Origin of the sequence: Sphingobacterium allocomposti (assembly GCF_008124885.1) — a bacterium.
Taxonomy (GTDB): Bacteria; Bacteroidota; Bacteroidia; order Sphingobacteriales; family Sphingobacteriaceae; genus Sphingobacterium; species Sphingobacterium allocomposti.
The window spans coordinates 404,164-426,381 of sequence record NZ_VNHX01000001.1 but is presented as its reverse complement, the minus strand read 5'-3'; the positions used below and the strand labels follow the sequence as shown (position 1 = coordinate 426,381).

23 protein-coding genes and 1 pseudogene are annotated in these 22,218 nt (G+C 46.3%); 18 read left to right on the top strand and 6 right to left on the bottom strand.

What is annotated here, in order from left to right; all coding sequences use genetic code 11:
* Positions 1-4 precede the first annotated feature (4 nt).
* Together BC792_RS01615 and BC792_RS01610 are read left to right on the top strand one after the other, a co-directional pair.
* Positions 5-781: an enoyl-CoA hydratase/isomerase family protein gene (locus BC792_RS01615; RefSeq protein WP_148907227.1), complete on the top strand. Its 777-nt coding sequence runs from the start codon at positions 5-7 to the stop codon at positions 779-781.
* Positions 782-815: 34 nt separating this feature from the next.
* Complete coding sequence (locus BC792_RS01610; RefSeq protein WP_148907226.1) at positions 816-1,859, top strand: AI-2E family transporter; 1,044 nt, start codon at positions 816-818, stop codon at positions 1,857-1,859.
* A 411-nt stretch (positions 1,860-2,270) separates the two neighbouring features.
* Here BC792_RS01610 and BC792_RS01605 read toward each other — a convergent pair whose 3' ends face one another.
* Positions 2,271-2,744 carry a helix-turn-helix domain-containing protein gene (locus BC792_RS01605; protein WP_170249925.1) on the bottom strand — a complete coding sequence of 158 codons (474 nt, stop codon included), beginning with the start codon at positions 2,742-2,744 and terminating at the stop codon, positions 2,271-2,273.
* A gap of 1,087 nt (positions 2,745-3,831) precedes the next feature.
* Here BC792_RS01605 and BC792_RS01600 point away from each other — a divergent pair.
* The 4 genes from BC792_RS01600 (at position 3,832) to BC792_RS01585 (ending at position 7,635) form a co-directional block, all read left to right on the top strand.
* The gene (locus BC792_RS01600) at positions 3,832-4,644 is read left to right on the top strand and encodes a sigma factor-like helix-turn-helix DNA-binding protein (RefSeq protein WP_148907224.1); all 813 of its coding nucleotides are present in this window, start codon (positions 3,832-3,834) and stop codon (positions 4,642-4,644) included.
* Between the two features lie 13 nt (positions 4,645-4,657).
* A complete protein-coding gene (locus BC792_RS01595; RefSeq protein WP_148907223.1) occupies positions 4,658-5,752 on the top strand; it encodes a hypothetical protein in 1,095 nt (364 codons plus the stop codon).
* A gap of 198 nt (positions 5,753-5,950) precedes the next feature.
* Positions 5,951-6,628 carry an ABC transporter ATP-binding protein gene (locus BC792_RS01590; protein ID WP_148907222.1) on the top strand — a complete coding sequence of 226 codons (678 nt, stop codon included), beginning with the start codon at positions 5,951-5,953 and terminating at the stop codon, positions 6,626-6,628.
* Between the two features lie 158 nt (positions 6,629-6,786).
* Complete coding sequence (locus tag BC792_RS01585; protein ID WP_148907221.1) at positions 6,787-7,635, top strand: transglutaminase-like domain-containing protein; 849 nt, start codon at positions 6,787-6,789, stop codon at positions 7,633-7,635.
* 3 nt (positions 7,636-7,638) lie between these two features.
* On the opposite strand, the gene BC792_RS01580 is transcribed toward BC792_RS01585, so the two are convergent.
* Positions 7,639-8,751, bottom strand: a complete 1,113-nt coding sequence (locus BC792_RS01580) for a hypothetical protein (RefSeq protein WP_148907220.1) — start codon at positions 8,749-8,751, stop codon at positions 7,639-7,641.
* A 129-nt stretch (positions 8,752-8,880) separates the two neighbouring features.
* Here BC792_RS01580 and BC792_RS01575 point away from each other — a divergent pair, with 129 nt between their 5' ends.
* From BC792_RS01575 to BC792_RS01520, 12 genes are all read left to right on the top strand, one after another.
* On the top strand, positions 8,881-9,543 hold the full coding sequence (locus tag BC792_RS01575) for an epoxyqueuosine reductase QueH (protein ID WP_148907219.1): 663 nt from the start codon (positions 8,881-8,883) through the stop codon (positions 9,541-9,543).
* A 53-nt stretch (positions 9,544-9,596) separates the two neighbouring features.
* Positions 9,597-10,145, top strand: coding sequence for a YceD family protein (locus BC792_RS01570; RefSeq protein WP_246154759.1), 549 nt, complete (start codon positions 9,597-9,599; stop codon positions 10,143-10,145).
* Positions 10,146-10,159: 14 nt separating this feature from the next.
* On the top strand, positions 10,160-10,351 hold the full coding sequence (gene rpmF / locus BC792_RS01565) for a 50S ribosomal protein L32 (RefSeq protein WP_148907217.1): 192 nt from the start codon (positions 10,160-10,162) through the stop codon (positions 10,349-10,351).
* A 106-nt stretch (positions 10,352-10,457) separates the two neighbouring features.
* Positions 10,458-11,396 carry a phosphate acyltransferase PlsX gene (plsX, locus tag BC792_RS01560; protein ID WP_148907216.1) on the top strand — a complete coding sequence of 313 codons (939 nt, stop codon included), beginning with the start codon at positions 10,458-10,460 and terminating at the stop codon, positions 11,394-11,396.
* A gap of 6 nt (positions 11,397-11,402) precedes the next feature.
* Positions 11,403-12,401, top strand: a complete 999-nt coding sequence (locus BC792_RS01555) for a beta-ketoacyl-ACP synthase III (protein ID WP_148907215.1) — start codon at positions 11,403-11,405, stop codon at positions 12,399-12,401.
* Positions 12,402-12,461: 60 nt separating this feature from the next.
* Positions 12,462-12,950: an acetyl-CoA carboxylase biotin carboxyl carrier protein gene (accB, locus tag BC792_RS01550; protein WP_148907214.1), complete on the top strand. Its 489-nt coding sequence runs from the start codon at positions 12,462-12,464 to the stop codon at positions 12,948-12,950.
* A gap of 66 nt (positions 12,951-13,016) precedes the next feature.
* Complete coding sequence (gene accC, locus BC792_RS01545) at positions 13,017-14,375, top strand: acetyl-CoA carboxylase biotin carboxylase subunit (protein ID WP_148907213.1); 1,359 nt, start codon at positions 13,017-13,019, stop codon at positions 14,373-14,375.
* Between the two features lie 83 nt (positions 14,376-14,458).
* Positions 14,459-15,328, top strand: a complete 870-nt coding sequence (gene tatC / locus BC792_RS01540) for a twin-arginine translocase subunit TatC (RefSeq protein ID WP_148907212.1) — start codon at positions 14,459-14,461, stop codon at positions 15,326-15,328.
* Between the two features lie 9 nt (positions 15,329-15,337).
* Positions 15,338-15,775 carry a ribose 5-phosphate isomerase B gene (gene rpiB, locus BC792_RS01535; RefSeq protein WP_148907211.1) on the top strand — a complete coding sequence of 146 codons (438 nt, stop codon included), beginning with the start codon at positions 15,338-15,340 and terminating at the stop codon, positions 15,773-15,775.
* A 9-nt stretch (positions 15,776-15,784) separates the two neighbouring features.
* On the top strand, positions 15,785-17,347 hold the full coding sequence (locus tag BC792_RS01530) for a M28 family peptidase (protein ID WP_148907210.1): 1,563 nt from the start codon (positions 15,785-15,787) through the stop codon (positions 17,345-17,347).
* Between the two features lie 547 nt (positions 17,348-17,894).
* Positions 17,895-18,800, top strand: coding sequence for a DnaJ C-terminal domain-containing protein (locus BC792_RS01525; RefSeq protein ID WP_148907209.1), 906 nt, complete (start codon positions 17,895-17,897; stop codon positions 18,798-18,800).
* Between the two features lie 4 nt (positions 18,801-18,804).
* A complete protein-coding gene (locus BC792_RS01520) occupies positions 18,805-19,083 on the top strand; it encodes a chaperone modulator CbpM (RefSeq protein WP_148907208.1) in 279 nt (92 codons plus the stop codon).
* A 29-nt stretch (positions 19,084-19,112) separates the two neighbouring features.
* Here the strand turns inward: BC792_RS01520 and BC792_RS01515 are convergent, their stop codons facing one another.
* From BC792_RS01515 to arfB, 4 genes and pseudogenes are all read right to left on the bottom strand, one after another.
* On the bottom strand, positions 19,113-19,925 hold the full coding sequence (locus BC792_RS01515) for a hypothetical protein (protein WP_148907207.1): 813 nt from the start codon (positions 19,923-19,925) through the stop codon (positions 19,113-19,115).
* 73 nt (positions 19,926-19,998) lie between these two features.
* Positions 19,999-21,288: a M56 family metallopeptidase gene (locus BC792_RS01510; RefSeq protein ID WP_148907206.1), complete on the bottom strand. Its 1,290-nt coding sequence runs from the start codon at positions 21,286-21,288 to the stop codon at positions 19,999-20,001.
* A 24-nt stretch (positions 21,289-21,312) separates the two neighbouring features.
* On the bottom strand, positions 21,313-21,684 hold the full coding sequence (locus BC792_RS01505) for a BlaI/MecI/CopY family transcriptional regulator (RefSeq protein ID WP_148907205.1): 372 nt from the start codon (positions 21,682-21,684) through the stop codon (positions 21,313-21,315).
* Between the two features lie 116 nt (positions 21,685-21,800).
* Positions 21,801-22,175 (bottom strand): annotated as a pseudogene (gene arfB, locus BC792_RS01500) (alternative ribosome rescue aminoacyl-tRNA hydrolase ArfB); the annotation flags it as partial.
* Between the last annotated feature and the right edge of the window lie 43 nt (positions 22,176-22,218).

The following is a 22,218-nucleotide window of genomic DNA, read 5'->3' as shown; positions in this document are numbered from 1 at the left end:
TGATATGGAAACATGGACAAACTTTCTATTGGAAATAAACAACAAAACGGCTTACCTGACGGTTAACAGGCCGGAAAAACTAAATGCACTGAACCGGGCGACGCTGACGGAGCTCGCAAGTATTCTACAGCAACTGCAAGCCGATGAAGACGTTCGCGGCATTATCCTGACGGGTGCAGGAGAACGTGCCTTTGTCGCCGGGGCTGATATTCGCGAGTTCGATGGACTATCGCCTGAAGGAGCCCATGAGCTGGCTGCCTGGGGGCATCGTGAGATTATGGACGTGCTTTATCACTTTCCGAAGCCCGTGGTCGCTGCTATCAACGGGTTTGCTCTGGGAGGCGGGCTCGAACTGGCTCTGGCCTGTCATCTCCGTATAGCCTCCGTAGACGCAAAGATGGGGCTGCCCGAGGTATCGCTGGGCCTCATTCCCGGTTACGGCGGCACACAGCGGCTACCTCAGCTGGTCGGACGCGGAAAAGCGCTGGAAATGATCCTGACAGGCGATATGGTCGACGCTGAAACAGCGCTGCAATGGGGACTTGTTAACCATGTCGTCCCCGCGGATGAGCTCATCCCGAAATGTGAAGAGCTACTGAACAAAATGTACAGCCGTTCCTCAACAGCACTGATGGCAGCCATCAATACCGTAAATACAGGTCTCCGGGCGCCTGAGTTGGGATACCCCGCGGAGATTGAGGCCTTCGCCCATGCATTTACCACGCCGGATTTCAAAGAGGGTGTCCGCGCCTTCCTCGAAAAGCGAAAACCAAATTTTTAGACCATTGTTCATACAGTTGTAGAGCGCATACTGTATGAACAATCCCGTTTTTTCCCAAAAAGAGAGGAACATCATCATTCTTCTTATCGTCATCACCCTCGGGTGCATCTTATTGTACGCTATGCGGGGCATATACGGTGCGATACTGGGAGCGTTGGTGATGTATACCTTATTCCGGAAAGTAAACATTTTCCTTATTGAAAGATGGCGTTGGCCCAAACCGTTCACGGCGGCTGTGATCATCACCATATCCGTTTTCATTATTGTTCTCCCATTCCTCGGCATCGGCAGTATGCTCGTCGGCAAGGCGTTGGAGCTTCAGGACGATCCGGCATGGATTAAACAGCTTATAAATGCCGTTAATAAGTTTGCCGGAGATCTATTCGGAAAACCGAACCTGCTGAAAGAGCAGCTACAAGCCAGCGCGGCCTACGTTGGCGGACTGCTGACAACCGTATTGGGGGGCGCAGCCAACGTATTCCTTGAGATCACGGTTATGTACTTTGTCCTCTACTTCCTGCTGGTAAACTACAAAGGTTTTGAAAACAGCTTTATCCATTACCTCCCTTTTGACGAGGAACAAGCGATCATCTTCGGCGAAGAGCTGAAGAACATCACTTACTCCAATATTATCGGGCAAACGATCATCGCCATCGTTCAAGGGGGGTGTCTGGCTCTCGGCTTCGTAATTTTCGGCGTGGAAGACCCGCTATTCTGGGGAGTGATCTGTGCTATCCTATCGTTTATCCCGTTACTGGGGCCGCCACTCATCTTCGTACCGGCAGCTTTGATCTTGCTTTCCCATGGAAACTCCTGGCAGGGTATCGGCCTATTGATCTGGGGCTTCGGCCTCGTTATCAACATAGATAACGTATTGCGTTTAGTCATCGCAAAAAAGGTGGGCGATATTCATCCGTTGATTACCGTTGTCGGCGTCATCATCGGCCTGCCTCTTTTTGGCATTATGGGATTGGTGTATGGCCCCCTCCTGCTAGCCTATTTTCTTATCGCCGTGAAGATTTATAAGGCGAATAAGCGTCTTGCCCTGAAAAAAGAGCAGCTCGAACAGCGGCTCTAGGCGAGATGAAGAAGTAAAAATTAAAAAGTAGGAAGTATGAAGTAAGAAGTAGGAAGTAAGAAATAGTTGGATGTTAATTGGTGAAGTCGATGGTTGCCAATCACGCTCTACCCGCGTTTACTCTTCTAACTCCCTTTAACTCTTCTAACCCTAACCCCTAATTTCCGTTTCGCGCCCCCATCGGGAATGGCTCAACAGCAGGCCCAGTACAGTCCGTCGAAGCCCAAGGTGACAAGTTAGCAAATAGAAATGAAAATAAATTTTCTTTTAAAATAAAAACATTTATATTTGAGAAACAAACTTTAAAGGCAAAAAACCACCCCCATGCTCTAACTGACAGCCCACACGATCTCCTTGCGCTAAAAATGCGGAGTTGTGGGCTGTCTCTTTTTACGTGAAGTTGTGAGGCTGCTATTTCTTTTTAACGTACCACTTGATAGGTCCTTCTTTAATGTAATCTAACTTTCCTTCCTTGCAATATCCTGTTAGATAGACAGAGAATTTATTGCTTTCTTTTCTATCGGACTCTAGCTTCTGCAAAACATCCGCCACACGTCGTGGCGTTGTGAAGAAGTCTGTGTTTAAAATAAGTTCGTCGAGTTTTTGGGTAGTTTCGATTCGCTTTTTTGCATTCGGCGGCAGCGGATAAGGTGGATTTAACACAATATCGTCTGCAAACACCTCCCGGGGCTGCAACGCTAAGGCCCGACAGACAAACAGGAAATTGTTGAGTGTCGTTCCTTTCCCCTTTTCCAGAGAAGCTATCGTATTGACGGTCAACCCTGTCATATTAGCGACGTCGGTCAATGAGTAGGCCAACTCCTCACGGCGTTTACGAAGAAAGTTGCCAATGGCGGTCAGGGTATCTTTATTAAGGCGGTACACATAACAAATACAATCAATATTTGCGCAAATAATCCATAAATAAATTACATATTATTTTTGTCAATCCCCAAAACTTTTTTATCTTTGGGTCATAGATCCTATATCGTGTAGCAGTGCATAATATGGAAACCAATTATATTATAGGATATCCGTCAATACAGCAGTGGCAAGCATCACATTACGAAAGTAATGTCGAACGGCTGATTAAAAAAGTTTCTTAAGCAGAGGTATCGTTCTTTGACAACCTGTTTTTTGGTATCGGAAAGTAGTCCCGGCACTGCGCATAAAAACGAGCGTAAGTTCTATAGGGGGGCAGAAAGAGATTTGGACCGGAAATGCGTTTATAGATAACCGGTTTAACAAAGGTACTCACAACCAAACGCTAACAAGCGGATTTTCGTCTTTTACGACGGGCACATATAAGGACATCGCTTGCAGCGACGTGTCTCCATGCGCCTGACCTGCGTTAGCCGCACCGTCACTACGACTTAAAAAAAAGGTACACTCATCGCTTTCTTATAAAATGCATAATGTTTTTCCGCCGGCGGCAGTCTGCAACCTGAAGAGTACACAAGCTAACTGAGTGGCCGAAATTCGTATGGAACATGGGGTAAACCGTCAATCACAAGGCACACACAACCTAATAGTGGTTTATATTGATTAAACGTAACTACAAAAGCCATCACGTCAAATGGTACTCACAACGAAAAAAAGATCCCTCTAGAATGCCCTTGATGCTGCTATCCATTAAAGGTCGGCGAACAGCGTAGTAAAGAATAGATGCTTCAATTATGGCCGTCCGCCCCCACTACCTTTCCCTAAAATACAAAAAAGCACGTTTCAACCATTACAAAATACAAAGAGGCTTCTTGTGGCGCCGTAGGGTGAGGGCAACATGCCACTCGCCAAGTACCTTTTTTTAAAATAGTGGATCTTGTAATGGGATTGTCAAACCTATCGGCGGGCATACCGCCTTCGAGCAAACGATATCGTAAAAAAAACAGTGTCTGTGGCATCGCACGTCGGCGTTGTGGTGCCGCTTACACCGTTCTGTACAATAAGTAACTAACCGGCTAAACATAACAATATGATCAATTTATCCAAACAGATGCATGTGCAGCAGTACATTCATTTACTCCAATCGGGGCAGGAACGTGGCCTCGACTTCTTCTACAGACGGCACTACGGCTACTTCTTCTTCCGTGCCGAAAAGGCGACCCAGGACGTCTGCGCTGCAGAAAGTATCACGCAGGAGGCTTTCCTGCGTCTATGGCTATTCCGCGATCAGGTCAAATCGGAAACGTGCGTATTCGAATTTTTAAAAACGCAGGTCAAACTAGCCATCAAAACCTTCTATAGTAAAACACGTAATCGCTTTTACCGTAGCCTGATACGGCTGGACGGCATTGAGGATTATCAGGAATTTTTATTGGGCTACGAAATTGAAGAGGGGGAAGAAACGGACCTCGTGTATCTGGAACAGCTGGAAGCCGAAAAAAAGGAAAAACTCGCCAAACTGAACGGTCTGCTTCCTCACCTCAACGAGGAGCAGCAGCTCTTTATCAGACTATGCTTAAAATACGACTTCAACTACGAACGTATCGCCTATTACCTTGGCGGAATATCGGACTACGAAGTCGGCCTGCGGATCGAAAAAATAATCGGGACATTAAGGAGCATCTTTGACAGCTCCCAGAAAATGGAAGCACTCAGTAAGCGCACCCATCTTGCAGTGCAGGGCGAATTCAATGAACAGCAGGCCGAAATATTCCGTATGCGTTACGATCTACAGCTATCGTTCGACGAAATTGCCGATGCATTAAACCTCAGCGGGCCCACGGTGAGAAAGCTTTTCATCGAGGCACATGCGAAGATAAAACGGACCAAACAAACCGCTTGACATCGAAAGTAATATGGCAACAGATACCATTGTATTAACTAGGAAAATCCAGGTCTTCATAGACTGCAACGATAAAGAGAAGCGCGAAGCTTACTTCAAAGAGCTGTTCTCCTGGCAGGACCGCGTGTTCCGTGGTGCCAACATGGTCATCACGCATCAATACGTGCAGGAGAACCTGAAAGACCTTATTTATCTTGAAGAAGGGGTTAAACGGAAGCTGGCGAAGGCAGCAGACGATCCCGAAGGCATACTCAATACGTCGCGCATGAACACGACGTACAAAATACTATCACATTATTTTAAAGGTGAGATCAACACCGACATTCTGACAAATCTGAACGCCACATTGATCAAATTATTTAACGCCGACCGCAAAGCCTACTGGAAAGGCGAGAAGTCTTTGCGTAACTTCAAAAAAGATATACCTATACCTTTTTCCGGAAAGCAGGTCAAATTGGAGAACGACGAAAATGGACGCGATTTTAAATTTACGCTGTTTAAAATCCCTTTTCGGACGTACCTTGGAAAAGACAAGTCTGATAAGCGCGTATTACTACAGCGCACGCTCGTTGGAAGACTAAAAATATGTGCAAGTTCGCTGAAGATTGTCAAGGGAAAACTGTTTCTTCTGCTCGCTTTGGAAATGCCCAAAAAGAATCACGAATTGAAAGAGCATGTCATTGCCGAGGCCTCCCTATCTGTAGAGTATCCGATAACCGTGAACATCGATAAGAACTGCTTCCAGATCGGTAACAAAGAGGAGTTTCTATACCGGCGCGTAGCAATTCAGTCCGCACGGCATCGCCTTCAACGGGCGGCGAGGTTCAATAAAGGGGGAAAAGGCCGAAAGAAGAAACTGAAAAGCCTGGAACGCTTTGCCCAAGCGGAGAAAAACTATGTCAATAATAAACTTCACACCTACAGTAGACAGTTGATCGATATCTGTGTTAAAGAGCAGGCCGGCACATTATTACTGGTAAATCAAACCGGCAAGGAAGAGCTGGCGAAAGAAGACAAGTTCTTACTACGCAACTGGAGTTACCGCGGCCTGATAGAGAAAATCAAATACAAAGCAGATATGGCCGGAATCCATGTGATTATTGAATAGTGCCGCGGAAATCACATCCGATATACCGATGCGCGACCGGGAGACAGTCACTGTCCGCTAGCGGGCAGACGGTTGTTCGATATCGAACAATTATCCGCCTACAATAAAAATAAACAGCTGGCAATAAGCATGTTACAATTATGGCGCAGGCATTGTAACATACCCCATGTACAATCAGCACACGTTCGTATAACAAATATGATTAAACTAGAACACATTTTTAAATGGTATACTGTGGGCGGCAGCCGTTCATTTATCCTTAAAGATATCCATCTGGAGATAGATCAGGGTGATTTTGTGTCTATCATGGGCCCTTCCGGTTCGGGCAAGTCAACACTACTAAACGTTATAGGCCTGCTGGATGAACCTAATGAAGGCACGTATCATTTTATGGGGGAAGACGTCCTTGCCATGAAGCAGAAAAAACGTACAGCTTTGTTCCAGTCGCATATGGGATATGTGTTCCAATCGTATCATCTTATCGACGAGTTAACGGTATATGAAAACATCGAAACGCCATTAATCTATAAAAACCTCTCTGGTAAAGAGCGTAAAGCCATTGTAGGCGATCTGTTGGATCGCTTTGGCATAGTGGGAAAAAAGGACCTGTTTCCCGCCCAGTTGTCGGGCGGGCAGCAACAGGTTGTCGGCATTGCACGTGCACTGGCCGCATCGCCGAAGCTGCTGCTGGCGGACGAACCTACGGGAAATCTGAACTCCAGGCAGGGAGAGGAAATCATGCAACTTTTTAAACAACTGAACGAAGACGGTGTCACGATCATTCAGGTAACCCATTCCGAGAAAAATGCTGAATATGGTAAACGCATCATCCACATGCTGGACGGACAGCTAAAAATCGGAAAACCTGAAGCGTAATGCGACGTGAGAAGTCGTAGAAGCCCTACGCCGAATCACGGGAAACAAATCACGAATAAGACGCTTAGCAGCGTCTCTCCTATCCGTTTCGCAGCTATTTGCTAAAACTTCTAGCATCATTTTTGCGTTCATCTAAAAAATTGTAAATTCGTAGTAAGATGAATGAGCAGGAGCTAAAGGCGTTGATTTCACTGTTGGACGATCCGGATGCGGAAATCTATCAAGCTTTGGAAGACAAGCTGATTACATGCGGGCCGGAGGTCATTCCGATGCTAGAACAGTCATGGGAGGAATCGTTCGACGTCCTCTTACAGGGACGCGTGGAGCAGATCATCCATAAAATACAGTTCAATCAGGTAACGCATGACCTGCAGCTTTGGAAAATCAGCAATCAGGACGACCTATTGGGGGGCCTTCTCATTGTCAACCGCTACCAGTATCCGAACCTGCCGGAAGAAGAGGTATACACCAAACTGGCAGAATTGAGGCGCAGCGCCTGGTACTACCTCATGTATGAAATGAGCCCTATCGAGAAGGTGAAACTGTTAAACAACGTGCTGTTCCGCGAATTCGGATTGTCGGGCAACACGTCAGACTATCACGCCCCTCAGAATTCGTTTATCAATAAAGTACTGGAAAGTAAAAAGGGAAACCCGATCTCGTTGGCTTGCATATATAGTTTGGTTGCGCAGCGCCTTGATATCCCCATTTATGGCGTTAACCTCCCCAAGCACTTCGTACTGGCCTATATGAAAGAAGAAAATCCGGAAGAAGTGTTATTCTATATCAACGTGTTCAACCGGGGACAGATCATGCGGGAAGACGATATCGTTGCATTTCTTCACCAGCTGAATCTACCGGCCAGTGAGGAATACATGAAGCCCTGCGACAATCTCTCCATTATAAAAAGAGTCCTGCGCAACCTTGTGGCCGCTTACAACCACATCGATAACGTTGAAAAAAGACAGGAAGTACAGCTTTTGCTCGATCTTCTGGAACAAAATTAAGCACTACTGCGGGCTGCGGGTATCAAGAGCAAGCCCAACGGGCGTAGCCTGCTTACCATAGGCTTCCTCCGTCGTCTCTATATACTTGTCGGGAGCTACATTTCCATTGTCGCTGATTCTGAAACGGGATACCCTGCGGGACGCTCTGTCGGCGACATACAGGTAAACACCATTTTCACGGGTATCGAGTACCACATCCACAGGCTGTATAAGTCCAGTAGACGGCCCCGTGATGACCCGTGACGGCGTTATGTCGCCTTCCTGTTCTATCAGATCGGAAAAATTGTCAAAGAGAAAAATCTTTCCGCTTCCCAATGTCCTTCCATCAGTAAAATCGGTTATAGCCAGCACGTTATTTACGGTATCATAAAAAAGGCCTCGTAAATTCGTGGCTTCGCGGATGGTCAAAGTTCTCGCAGGGCGTAGCACCGCAGATGAATCGGCCCCTACCGGTGTGTCATTCACCTCTTCAAACACAAATATTCCCGGATTGCTCCCCAGGTTCGACGTAAACAGCCTATCGCTTTCGTACGCCGCTCCCCACATCCGCAGTCCCGGTGTTCTGTATTTTTTCAGCGGGCGGGTATAGCCTAGCCGGAGCCGCGGTTGGCTAATGCCGTAAATACCCGAATTATTTGAGCCGTCGCCATTGACAAAGAACAACATATCGGCTCTTCTGCTATAAGCCAATCCCTTGACATAGGTAAAAAGCCTATTCGACATCCACCCGTTTCTGATATTAGTCAGTACGCCGGTTTGTCCCACGTCCATCACGTACACAGACGTATCGTTGCTTCCTCCGGAGTTGACACTTGCCTGCAGCAGGCGGCGCTGCCCGTCAGCAAAAGAAGCGAGCAACATGGGGCCTCCGCCCCGCGCACCCGATACATGCCGCAATGACAAACCGAACTCCGACGAATCGGCCGGGTAAACCACCCGTATATTCGTATCCGGAACGCCGAGGTTCGAGGTGCCATATTCTTCATAAGATATATAAAGCCTCGTGAACTTCCGCATCTCCAGATCTGGCTCCGAATCATCTCGTTCACAACCAATTAAGCCAACAACGGCAGAAAGGATAACGAACGCACTATACAGGATGGGGTTCTTCAGCATAATAGAAACTATTGTCTGTTACAAAAGTATAAAAATAAACGCTTCCGAAGGCGCTCCTGCGACAGCAATGCGTTAACTTTTGTAAAATCTTCCAGTTTTCCGTAAAATTGCAGCATAATTACAGAGACCATGGACAATAAAGAATTCAAGAGAGATAAGCTCAGCCTACCCAAAGATGGAAAAAAACTGTTGCTACACTCTTGCTGTGCACCATGTTCGGGCGAAGTTATGGAAGCATTGATTGCCTCCGACATTGATTTTACCATCTATTTTTACAATCCGAACATCCATCCCCGCAAAGAATACGACCTCCGCAAGGAGGAGAACATCCGTTTTGCTGAAAAACACGGCATTCCCTTTATTGATGCGGACTATGACGTCGACCATTGGTTTGAACTGGCCAAAGGAATGGAAAACGAGCCTGAACGAGGAATACGCTGTACGATGTGTTTTGACATGCGTTTTGAGAAGACCGCCGAATATGCGGCCGCGAACGGGTTTGACGTCATATCAAGTTCTTTGGGTATTTCGCGCTGGAAAAATATGGAGCAGATCAATGACTGTGGCCTCCGTGCCGCGTCCCGGTATCCTGACATGGAGTACTGGACATTCAACTGGCGTAAGAAGGGCGGATCGGCCCGCATGCTTGAGATCAGCAAACGGGAGAAGTTTTATATGCAGGAATACTGTGGATGTGCCTACTCACTTCGGGACACCAACCGCTGGCGTCTGGCGAACGGGCGCGAGAAAATCGAACTGGGGAAGCATTATTACGGCGACGACGAACAATAATTTTGCAAAAAGTTTCCTTTTTACTGAAATAATAATTAATTTTGCAGGCTCAAATGCAGATTGTGAAGTATCTAAAACAATATAGAATTCCTTTTTCAGGCTTAGCCGCTGGGAAACACAATTTTGAGTTTGAGATTGACGATAAGTTCTTTGACTGCTACGAGCACTCCCTTATAAAGAAGGGGCAACTAAAAGCTGATGTGGAAATGCAGAAGCAAGAGAATATGCTAATCGTTAATTTCCACATAACGGGTGTTATTCAGTTGACATGCGACGTTTGTTTATCGGAGTTTGAGTCGCCATTGGATTTTCACGAACGTGCCTTGGTTAAGTTTACCGACGAAGATTGGAATCAGGACACCGAGGAGGTTCTGGTTTTATCGAAAACGGACTACGAATTAGACATCGCGGGTTTACTCTACGAGTACGCCAATGTACGTGTCCCCTATTATAGCAAATGCGCTGAGCAAGGGATGAATCAGAGCTGCGACCCGGAGATGCTGGCAAAATTGAGTTCCGAAGCAGCGGACGCAGAAGAAGACAATACAGAAGAACAGATAGACCCACGTTGGGACATATTAAAGAATATTAAAAATAACTAAAACAGAAATACGAGATGGCACATCCAAAGCGTAAAACTTCTAAATCAAGAAGAGACAAAAGAAGAACACATTATAAGGCTGAAAGACCTACATTGACAGTATGTAAAGAAACAGGGGCTGTACACACACCTCACCGTGCGTACACCGTAGATGGCAATGTATATTACAACGGAAAATTGATTATTGAAAACACGGCTGCTGTCTAACGACGTCATTCAAAGAAATTAAACATCCCAAAATAGGTGTAAAAGTCATTTTTTATACTTTAATTTGGGATGTTTTTGCGTATTATTGATTAAAAAATAATAACGGATGAAGATTGGTTTAGACGTTTTAGGAGGCGATTATGCCCCTAACTCTACGATAACTGGGGCTATCGAAGCCCAGAAAACTTTACAGGACAATCAACGTCTTGTTCTCATCGGCGATCAGCAGGACTGCATACAGCAGATAAAGGAGGCAGGAGCCGATCCCGACAAATTTGATTACGTACATGCTCCTGACATCATCAGCATGCACGAGCATCCAACCAAAGCAATCAGCCAAAAGCCCAATTCCAGCATCGCCAAAGGTTTCGAGCTTTTACAGAACGGCCAAATTGATTCCTTTGCATCCGCGGGGAATACCGGAGCCATGCTCGTTGGCGCTATGTTCAGCGTCAAAACGATTCCCGGTGTCTTAAGGCCTGCCATCGCAACCAACGTACCCAAGATCAAAAGTGGATATGGTATACTCCTCGATGTCGGCGCCAACGCAGATTGCAAGCCCGAAATGCTAAACCAATTTGCCATCCTCGGAAGTTTATATGCCCAGTATATTTACGGCATAGAAACGCCAAAAGTCGGTTTATTAAACATTGGCGAGGAAGAAGAAAAAGGAAACAACTTAACGATCTCAACCTATCCCCTACTAAAAGAAAATACAAAAATCAATTTTATTGGCAACACCGAAGGACGTGACCTGTTTACTGACCTTGCAGACGTATATGTCTGCGATGGTTTTACCGGAAATGTTGTGCTGAAGCTTGCCGAGTCTTTTTACGTTGTAACGCTGAAGAAAGGGATAAAGGATGAGTTCTTTGATAGATTCAATTATGAGCAATATGGCGGCAGCCCTATTCTGGGAGTGAATGCGCCGGTCATCATCGGACATGGGATTTCCAGTCCGGAAGCTATCAAAAACATGGTTTTACTTTCAAAAGACATGATTGAGTCGAAGATCATTGACCGCATCAAGTCTGCTTTCAATTAATTTAATATGTCGAAAATACATGCTGCCATTACCGCAGTAAACGGTTACGTACCTGAATACATCCTCTCCAACAAAGAGTTGGAAACCATGGTGGACACAAATGATGAGTGGATTGTCACCCGCACAGGTATTAAAGAGCGTCGGATTCTAAAAGGCGAAGGCAAGGCTACTTCCGATTTGGCGGTACCAGCTGTAAAGGGTCTGTTGGAAAAACGGGGAATCTCGGCTGAGGAAATCGAATTGATTATCTTTTGTACCAGTACACCGGACATGCTGTTCCCGGCTACGGCAAACATTCTGGCGGACAAGGTCGGAGCAAAGAACGCCTGGGGCTACGATCTGCAGGCGGCATGTTCAGGTTTCTTATTTGGGCTGACGACCGGTGCACAATTTATCGAGTCCGGCAAACACAAGAAAGTGCTGGTTGTCGGGGCCGACAAGATGTCCTCCGTCGTCAACTACCAGGACCGCAACACCTGTATCCTTTTTGGAGATGGCTGTGGCTGTGTACTCTTAGAGCCCAACGAGGAAGGAAATGGCCTTCTTGATGCCGTTCTGAAAACAGACGGTGCAGGCGAGCCCTTTTTGCACATTAGAGGCGGCGGTTCGCTAAATCCTGCAACACATGAGACGGTTGAAGCGGGGTTACATTATGCTTACCAAGAAGGACGGACCGTTTTTAAATTCGCTGTAACCAATATGGCCGATGTAGCCGTCGAAGTGATGGAAAGGAACAACCTGACATCCGACACGGTCGACTGGCTCGTTCCCCATCAGGCGAATAAACGTATCATCGATGCAACTGCCGAGCGGGCAGGCCTTCCGGAAGAAAAGGTGATGGTCAACATCCATAAATACGGAAATACAACAAGTGGCACCATTCCCCTTTGTCTGTGGGAGTGGGAAGATAAATTAAAGAAAGGCGATAACTTAATTTTGGCGGCTTTTGGAGGCGGATTTACCTGGGGGTCTATCTACCTTAAGTGGGCATATACGAAATCGTAATAATTCCTTAACTTTAAAAATTCATCTAAAGATTTTAACACATAAAAACCTACTAGAAACATGAGTATGGATATTAAACAAATTCAAGACCTGATTAAGTTTGTCGCAAAATCGGGCGTGAATGAAGTCGCTATTGAAGAAAAGGACTTTAAGATTACCATAAAAACCAATCAGGAACCCACTTATGTAACAGCTACGGTTCCTAGTCCGGTGGCATTGCCCGCGCAACCCGCTACAGCAAGCGCTCCTGCGGCGCCTGCCGCTGAAGCACCGGTAGCACCAAGCAAGCCTGTTGCGGAAGCGTCTAATCTGATTACCATTAAATCGCCCATGATCGGGACGTTTTATCGCGCCTCGGGACCAGATAAGCCTGTATTCGTTAATGTAGGTGACGAGATAGCACCGGGTAAGGTGTTATGTATCATCGAAGCCATGAAGCTCTTTAACGAAATCGAATCGGAAGTATCCGGTAAGATTGTCAAGATCTTAGTAAATGATGCACAACCTGTAGAATTCGATCAGCCACTATTCCTAGTTGATCCGAGTTAAGCTGTTTTCTGATCAGGAAACAACATTTTTAGCGAATATTCGCGTACAGTAACATCATTATCATCTATGTTTAAAAAAATATTAATAGCCAATAGAGGAGAGATCGCCCTCCGCATTATCCGCACTTGCCGGGAAATGGGAATTAAGAGTGTCGCCGTTTATTCTACGGCCGACCGGGACAGCTTACATGTCCGTTTCGCGGACGAGGCCGTGTGTATAGGTCCTCCAGCCAGTAAAGATTCGTATTTAAACATCCCTAACATCATTTCAGCTGCCGAGTTAACGAATGCGGATGCTATTCACCCGGGATACGGTTTCCTATCCGAAAACGCTAAATTTTCTGCTATCTGTGCAGAATACGGCATCAAATTTATCGGAGCTACCGCCGAGCAGATCGAAAAGATGGGCGACAAGGCTTCCGCTAAAGATACAATGAGAAAAGCGGGCGTACCTACCGTACCGGGCTCTGACGGCTTGGTTCCCGATGTCAAAACCGGCATCCGGTTAGCTAACGAAATCGGTTACCCCGTGATCATCAAGGCTACCGCCGGCGGCGGCGGACGCGGAATGCGTATCATCTGGAAAGATGAGGATTTCGAACCAAACTGGAACTCCGCCCGTCAGGAAGCAGCCGCTGCATTTGGCAATGACGGTATTTATCTCGAGAAATTCGTGGAAGAACCGCGTCACATCGAAATCCAGGTTATCGGCGATCAATACGGCAAAGTGTGTCACCTGTCGGAACGCGACTGTTCGATACAGCGCCGCCACCAGAAGCTTGTCGAAGAAGCACCCTCTCCTTTTATCACTCCGGAGCTTCGTGCCAAGATGGGAGAAGCAGCGATCAAGGGAGCCCAAGCTGTAAACTACGAAGGCGCGGGGACCATTGAGTTTCTGGTGGACAAACACCGCAACTTCTACTTTATGGAGATGAATACGCGGATTCAGGTGGAACATCCGGTAACGGAAGAAGTCATCAACTTTGACCTGATCAAAGAACAGATTAAGGTTGCTGCGGGTATTCCTATCTCAGGCAAGAATTATGAACCAACCATGCACGCAATAGAGTGCCGGATTAATGCAGAAGATCCGTTTAACAATTTCCGCCCTTCGCCGGGTAAAATTACAAACTTTCACTCACCTGGAGGGCATGGCGTCCGCGTAGACACACATGTCTATTCCGGATACACAATCCCGCCGAACTACGATTCTATGATCGCAAAGCTGATCTGTGTAGCACAGACCCGCGAGGAGGCGATTAATACCATGGAACGGGCGTTGAGCGAGTTTGTTATTGAGGGAATTAAAACGACAATCCCTTTGCATCTACGGCTCATGCGCGATCCGAACTTTAGAGCCGGAAATTTCACGACGAAATTCATGGACACGTTCGATCTCACCGAATATCCTGAAGATGAAATTTAATAAAATTTCGTTTACATAACTATAAAATACCATTCTTAACGGGAAGAATGGTATTTTTGTTTCTGTCCGGAAATAATTTTACGATGTCAAATTCAAACAATCTAATCAGAGCTATAAAAGAAAAAGGAAAGAACATTGAGGCTGAAATGTCCTTTTTCGACCATCTAGAGGTACTACGATGGCACATCATCCGGTCTGTTATTGCCATCGCTGTCTTCGCCATCCTTTCGTTTACCTTTTACGATTTTGTTTTTAACCAGATCATCATGGGCCCCAAAAATCTTGATTTTTGGACCTATCGTATGATGTGTAAGGTCGGCGATTTACTGAACTTAGAGGGGTTTTGCGTGGAACGCATCCCGTTCAACATCATTAACACCGAGCTCGCGGGCCAGTTTATGTTGCAGATCAACTCGTGTCTTCTTATGGCCATCGCCCTTGGTTTTCCTTACCTGCTATTTGAAATCTGGCTATTTGTAAAGCCAGCTCTTACCGACATAGAACGTAAATCGGCGCAGGGCTTTGTATTATATGCTTCGCTGTTGTTCATCCTTGGCGCCCTTTTTGGGTACTACATTGTGGTCCCGTTGTCTGTGAACTTCCTTGCGAACGTCTCATTAAGTGAAGAGATCACGAACCAGATTACGATTGATTCATACTTGTCGACCATCGCTACCCTAACATTGGGATGTGGCGTGGTATTCCTGCTTCCTATTTTGGTGTTCATCTTATCGAAACTCGGGCTGATGACACCGGAGTTTATGCGGGCAAGCAGACGGTATGCTACGGTTATCATCTTAATCATCGCCGCCATCATTACACCGACAGCCGATGTTATTACGTTGCTGACGGTAAGTGCTCCGATGTTTTTACTGTATGAGCTGAGCATTATGGTGTCGGCAAATGTAAAGAAACGTCGGTTAGAAGCCGAAAAAGAATTTTATAATAAATAATCCACTACAATGTCTAAAAAAATTGCAATAGGAAGCGACCATGCCGGTTTTGAATACAAGACTGCGTTGGTAGAATTTTTAACCGCTGAGGGCTATGAGGTGTCGGACTTTGGTCCTGCAACCGGCGATTCCGTCGATTATCCCGACTTCGCGCATCCGGTGGCATCGAGCGTAGAAGGCGGAGACTCCGAACTGGGCGTTTTGATCTGTGGAAGTGCAAACGGTGTAGCCATCACTGCCAACAAACATCAGGGAATCCGCGCTGCCATCGCTTGGCAGAATGAAATATCCGCGTTAGCGAGACAGCATAACAATGCAAACATCGTGTGTATACCCGCGCGCTTTATCGACCTCGATCTCGCTAAGAAGATTGTCAAGACCTTTGTGACGACCGAATTTGAGGGAGGAAGACATGCTACACGTGTAAACAAGATTGCCTGTAATTAACGAGATACTATGATTAAAAACTGGATAAAAGCACTGTGCCTTGTGCCGGCACTGTATAGTTGCGCGATAGCACAAGACCCCGTACAGATAAAGTACGCCCAATTACTTACTGAGGAATCTGCAAAGACCCATTTAACGCGTTTAACGTCGAAGGAGTTCGAAGGACGCGGTACGGGGCAGCCTGGAGGCGAGAAAACGGCAAACTATATCGCAGAACAATTTAAGTCGTACGGTCTGCTGCCGGCGGTAAACGGAAGCTATTTTCAACCGCTCAAGTTGGTGAAAGCGTCCTATCAGGTACAGCGCTTTACAATAGACGGCCAGTCGTACGAGAACGGCAAAGATTTCTTCGTGCAGGGAGACAACAAGCACGCACACTTTTCGGGCAGCGATATCGTCTTTGTAGGGTACGGGATTCAGGATCCCAAACACGACGATCTCAAAAATGTTGACATCGAGGGGAAAGTGGTTCTTTTGATCAACGAAGGAGAACCCATGGACGCAAACGGAAACTCGGTGCTGACCGGCTCTAAAACCCTATCGGAATGGTCGACCAGCCGATTTAAACGGATACAATCGCTCTTAAAAAGAAATCCGAAGCTGATCCTGGCTACGGGAGACAACGTACGGGAGATGATCGATAGGTTTGGAAGTAGATTGACGGCGGGTCGGTTCACATTAGATAACGGCAAAAGTGAAGAACAAGGCAGCTCAAACGCTCCTGTAATTCAGATCCCGACATCCTTGGCGAATCAGCTCCTCGCTAAAAAACAAACTTCGGTAGATGCGCAGAAGAAATCACCGTCTTCCTTTTCGCTTCCTGCGAAGCTAGATGCGGAGATGGGTGTCCAACGGGAGCATTTTGCCGACCCTAACGTTCTGGGCCTTTTAGAAGGAAGCGACCTAAAAGAAGAGATCGTTATCATTTCAGGACATTACGATCACGACGGCATACTGCCGGATGGTACAATTTTTCCGGGAGCAGACGATAACGGGTCGGGCACCACGGGCGTTCTGGAGTTGGCGAAGGTATTTGCCCAAGCCAAGAGAGACGGTAAAGGACCACGTCGCAGTATTCTTTTTATGGCCTTCGCCGCCGAGGAGAAGGGGCTGCTTGGGTCACAGTATTACTCTGAAAACCCGATTTTTCCTTTAGCGAACACCGTGACCTGCCTCAATATGGATATGATTGGCCGTATTGATGATAAACATCTCAACGGCAACCATAACTACATCCACGTTATAGGCTCCGACAAACTAAGCTCAGAGTTGTACGAAATCAACCGGAAAGCCAACGACACGTACACCAACATGGAATTGGATTATATGTACGACGATCCAAACGATAATATGCGTATCTATTACCGGTCAGACCAATACAACTTTGCGAAGCACGGTATTCCGGTAACTTTTTATTTTTCAGGCCTTCACCCGCACTACCATACTCCGGAAGACACGGTCGACAAGATTGATTTTCCAATGATGGTAAAACGTGAAAAATTGGTATTTCATACGGCCTGGGAGGTGGCAAACCGCGACAAACGGTTGGTTGTAGATAGCAATAAACAATAAGCATAAAGACCGCCATCCCGCGGCCTGATAAGACCTTTACTTTTTAGATAGCTCCATCTGCGACGGAGCTATCTTTTTTTAGCCCAACACGATCGGTAGCGCGCTCCGCGTTGGCTCAATGAAGGGAGCCCCAGTACGCGCTCTGTTATTGCTGTGCCCCTCCATCCCGGCTCCAGGATTGTGTAACAGGATGCCGCGCCCTGCTGATCGGCGAAATGATAAGTAAATGTATTGCAGAAAAAAGGTACAGCGAGTGTACCGGGAGTGTACGGGGAGTGTACTAGAAAGGTACTAGAGAGGTACTAAAAAGGTACTAGAGAGGTACTAGAGAGGTACTAAAAAGGTACTAGAAAGGTACGGGCGTGGACTCGGCTCGTACCTTCTTCGTATTTTATTACCCATGCTATCGTAAAATCCCCACCCATCTGTCCGCAACGCCACACACAAGCATTGTCATCACTTCTCGTTTGATCTGCCTTATGCATTTTTCAACATAAACTAAACAATAAAGCCGCCCCCGTTGTTATCAGAGAATAACGGGCAGATTATGGCTTTTGTGGATTACTATAATGTACTGGGGGTCGATAAAAACGCCTCGGCGGAAGATATCAAAAAAGCTTACCGGAAGCTGGCCAGAAAATATCATCCGGACATGAATCCTAATGATGATGCGGCCAAGCAAAAATTTCAGGAAATAAACGAGGCTAACGAGGTGTTAACAGATCCGGAGAAACGACAAAAATACGATCAGTACGGCGAGCATTGGAAACACGGGGAGGCTTATGAACAGGCGCAGCAACAACAGCACCGGGACACTTCTTCCGGCAGCCCTTTTGGGGGCTTTGATTTCGGCTATTCTGGAAACTACGATTCGGGGGAGTTTTCGGACTTCTTCGAACAGATGTTTGGTAGCCGTCGTGGGGGCGGCCGTCAGACGAAATTCCGCGGAGACGACTACAACGCTACGCTCCGACTTTCTCTACAGGAAGCTTACACAACGCATCAACAAACGTTTACCATAAACGGCAAGACGATACGCATTACTATACCGGCGGGCGTTGAAGATGGACAAAAGATCAGACTAAAAGGACAAGGTGGGGAAGGCATAAACGGCGGGCCGGCAGGAGATCTCTACATACAATTTGTCATTGATCCTGACCCCGGTTTTCAACGCGTAGGCAATGACCTGTATTCCGAAAAAAACATTGATCTCTACACGGCTCTGCTTGGAGGAGACATCGTCGTCGACACGCTGGACGGGAAGATCAAAGTCAAGGTAAAACCCGAAACGCAGAACGGCACAAAAATAAGGCTCAAAGGAAAGGGGTTTCCCGTTTACAAAAAGGAAGGCGCATTCGGCGACTTATATGTAACGCTAGCCGTTTCGCTTCCGACGGGCTTATCAGAAAAAGAAAAGGAACTCATTAAACAGTTGTCAAACTTAAGAACGTAAAGCTATGAAAACGACATGGATTAGGGCGGCGGACGTCTGCAAATCCCATCAGATAGACATTCAATTCATACGCGAGCTTTCCGCGAACGGATTAATAGAACTCTTCGTAGAGGAAGAGGAGGAATTTCTGGAGGAGGAACAGCTGAAGCCCCTAGAACAGTTCGCAGCGTGGCACTATGAGCTGGAGCTCAATGTACAGGGCATTGAAGTTGCGAGACATCTCCTGACAAAAATTGAATACCTTCAGACCGAAATCGCCCGGCTGCACCAACGTCTGCGATAAGCAAACAGTCGCCCCAAAGGTGCCTTTGGTTAGTGTACCTCGAACTCATCCTGCCAGATTATCGTGTGTTTCAGATCAGAATAGATGAGTCTGTATTTTCCAGGACATAATTTAAACACTACATGTGGGTCTACTTCTTCACCGTTCAGCGTAAAGATGGCGAGCGATTCGCCGAACCGCTCTTTCTTCAATACTTTGACCAAGGTATACCGCCCGCGGATGACTTCTCTTTCGGGAATTTTCAAGTCTACATGTACAGCCTCCCGTGTATCGCATCCAATGGTAGTCCTATCCGGTAAAAAGTAAAGCGCACCTCTGTGCGGCTTTCTGACATTATTCGCTAGTAAGTGCTCAAAATCCTGTGTAAACCCTTCTTTAGAGGCTACGTAAATTAAGCTATAATTACCCTCTGCAGAGGGAATGATAGCTTCCAGTACCGTCTGTCCTCTCAGAGCCGTCTTCCTGTAAAAATAGGTTCCAGACGGCAGATACTGCCGGATAAATGCACTGCTATCCAACAGCCCCTTTTTGGCCGCGACTGCCATCACCTGATAATAGGGGTCGACGTCCGGCTTGCCGCTAAACAATACATCAACGTCGTTTGGTCCGTATCCTAAGGCTTTAAGAATCTTACGGTCTCCGGAATAAAGCCGGTCCTGCCGCAATCCCCTTTTAGTCGTACCACTATAATTTTTGAAATCTCCAAAAAGCTCGATGCTTATTTTTTTATCCGCATTGTGGTAGAACTCATCTCCATCAACCAAAAATCCGTTTGGCACAAATTGGTATGAGCGGCAGGAACACAACAAGAGGAAGAAGCAAAATAGACAGATTAGTTTCATGGCCTTAAGTGGTTAAATATATTATTAAAGACAGCGAAATCTTGCTACAGGACGATCATATAACCTTTTGATCTTACTTTTCCAGATTAAAAGTGATCGGCAGGGTATATGCAACGCGGACCGCTAGCCCATTTTGCTGTCCCGGAAGCCACGCGTCGGCCTTTTTCAATAAGTTGATGATCTCTTCCCCTATTCCGTAGCCCGGCTCATCTATAATTCTGAAGTTACTTAGTGCCCCGTCGCTTTCCACAACGAAACTAACAAGTGCCTTCCCCCGGATGCCTGCATCGATCGCTTCCTGCGGATATCGGTAGTTTTCCCCTATCCAGCGCCTAAAATGATGAAATCCCAGCCTAGGCTGTGGACTGATGTCCACTGCAGTAAATACGCTTCCTTTTTCGTCTTCTGATGTCCGTTGGTGCTTCCATGCGTCAATAGGCATGCCCGAACGAAAGTCGCTTAGTTGAAGAGCGGATAGACTTCCACGCCAGCTACTCTTCATATCGGAAGGTATCTGTCCCGCTGCGACATTCCCGGCGGCGTGTATGCTTCTATAGCTGACATTAAAAACCCAGGTTAAGGACGCGCTGAGGAGAAGGGCAGGCATAATACTAAAATATAGATACTTAGAGCGGCTTTTTGATCGGGCTGTGAACAGCATCCTTATCCGCTTTTTAAGGGCAGATTCATTGGAAAATTCATGCAGCAAGGGGAAGCTATTGATGTGCATTGCCTGTGCTATAAGCAATTCGGCGTAGGCTATGCGGTCTTCCGCACAGGCCGCGTCGGCAATACACTCGTGTTGAAACTTCAGCTCCTTCAAATAAAGAAACAATACAGGATTAAACCAGTTGAATGCGTGTACTGTTTCGATAAAAAGAACGTCGTAGGTATGGCGCTGCTTTACGTGTATCCGTTCGTGTGCCAGCACAATACCGTTCTCCGCCTGCCCGGCACCTAATACCACTTTATTAAAGAAAGCAAAGCTCACGATGCTATCGGCATTTACCGCAAAACGGTACGCATGCCGGAGTCGATAAGCCAGCCAGCACAACGACAAAAGTACCCCTGTCCAGTAAACGGGGGGCATAACGTGCGACAGACTGTCGGACGTATCTATTACGGAAGAAATGGAATCCCCATACAATGGCCCCGTAAGGTTCAGGGCTGGAAGTGTCCGTTCTATGAAGCCGGGATCTGAGGTGTCTATGAATATTCCCAATGGGACCAACAGGGAGAATAGAACAGATCCTAATAGGTAAAACCGGTTCCACTGAAAAAAGGTTAACCTCTTTAAAAAACCGATATACAAACTATAAAAAACAATTAACGTGACATTGACAAGGAATAGATAGATCATCATTTAGACATTAATCGGTAACGGGAATTATTTTTTATTTTTTCTTATGAGCTGGAGTATCTCATCCAGATCGCTTATGTCCATTTTGTTTTCTTCCACAAAAAAGGACAGCATGCTCTTGGGCGAATTATCGAAATAACCCGATAAGAGCTTGTCTGTTATATGCTTTTTATATTCCTCTTTGCCTATTTTCGGGAGATAGCGATGGCTTTTCCCAAAAGATTCATGCTTTACAAATCCTTTGGTTTCCAAAATACGGATGAGAGTAGAGACGGTATTGTACGCGGGTTTCGGTTCAGGCAGACGTTCGAGCACTTCTTTCACAAACCCTCCGTCCATTTCCCAGAGTTCCTGCATTATTTGCTCTTCGGCCTTTGTCAGCTCTTTTAATTCCTTCATAGTCTTATAAACATGCGTTGTTAGTCAACATAGGCTTAAAGATATAACTAAAAATTTAGTTATACAACTAAATTTTTAGTTATAAAAGAATGCTAGGCGTAAAAAAGTTGGGTAGATCAATCCATATCGAACTTGCGCCGCTGTTGTTTCTTTAATGCGTTCTTTTTTTTGCGGTCGAGGCGGTCTAAAATTTTAGATTTTGGCACCTTTGTAGCTATCCGCTTCTTATCTTCTTTCAGCGCATCTGTGAGCAGATCAAGAAAGCGATCTATTGCCGTTTCCTTATTCTTGAGCTGGCTTCTGTCATCGGAGACATCAAGCTGGAGAATTCCATCTTTATTCAAGCGATGTCTCAACTTTGATCTCAACCGGTTCTTATGATCCGTCGCGAACAGCGTCGATCTTTCGAGGTCCCAGATCAGGGAAACCCGTGTTTCAACTTTATTTACGTGCTGTCCCCCCGCTCCGCCCGATCGCGAAGTCTTGAAGCGCACTTCCTTATGCAGGAGCTCCCTGTACTCATCCATGTTTTTT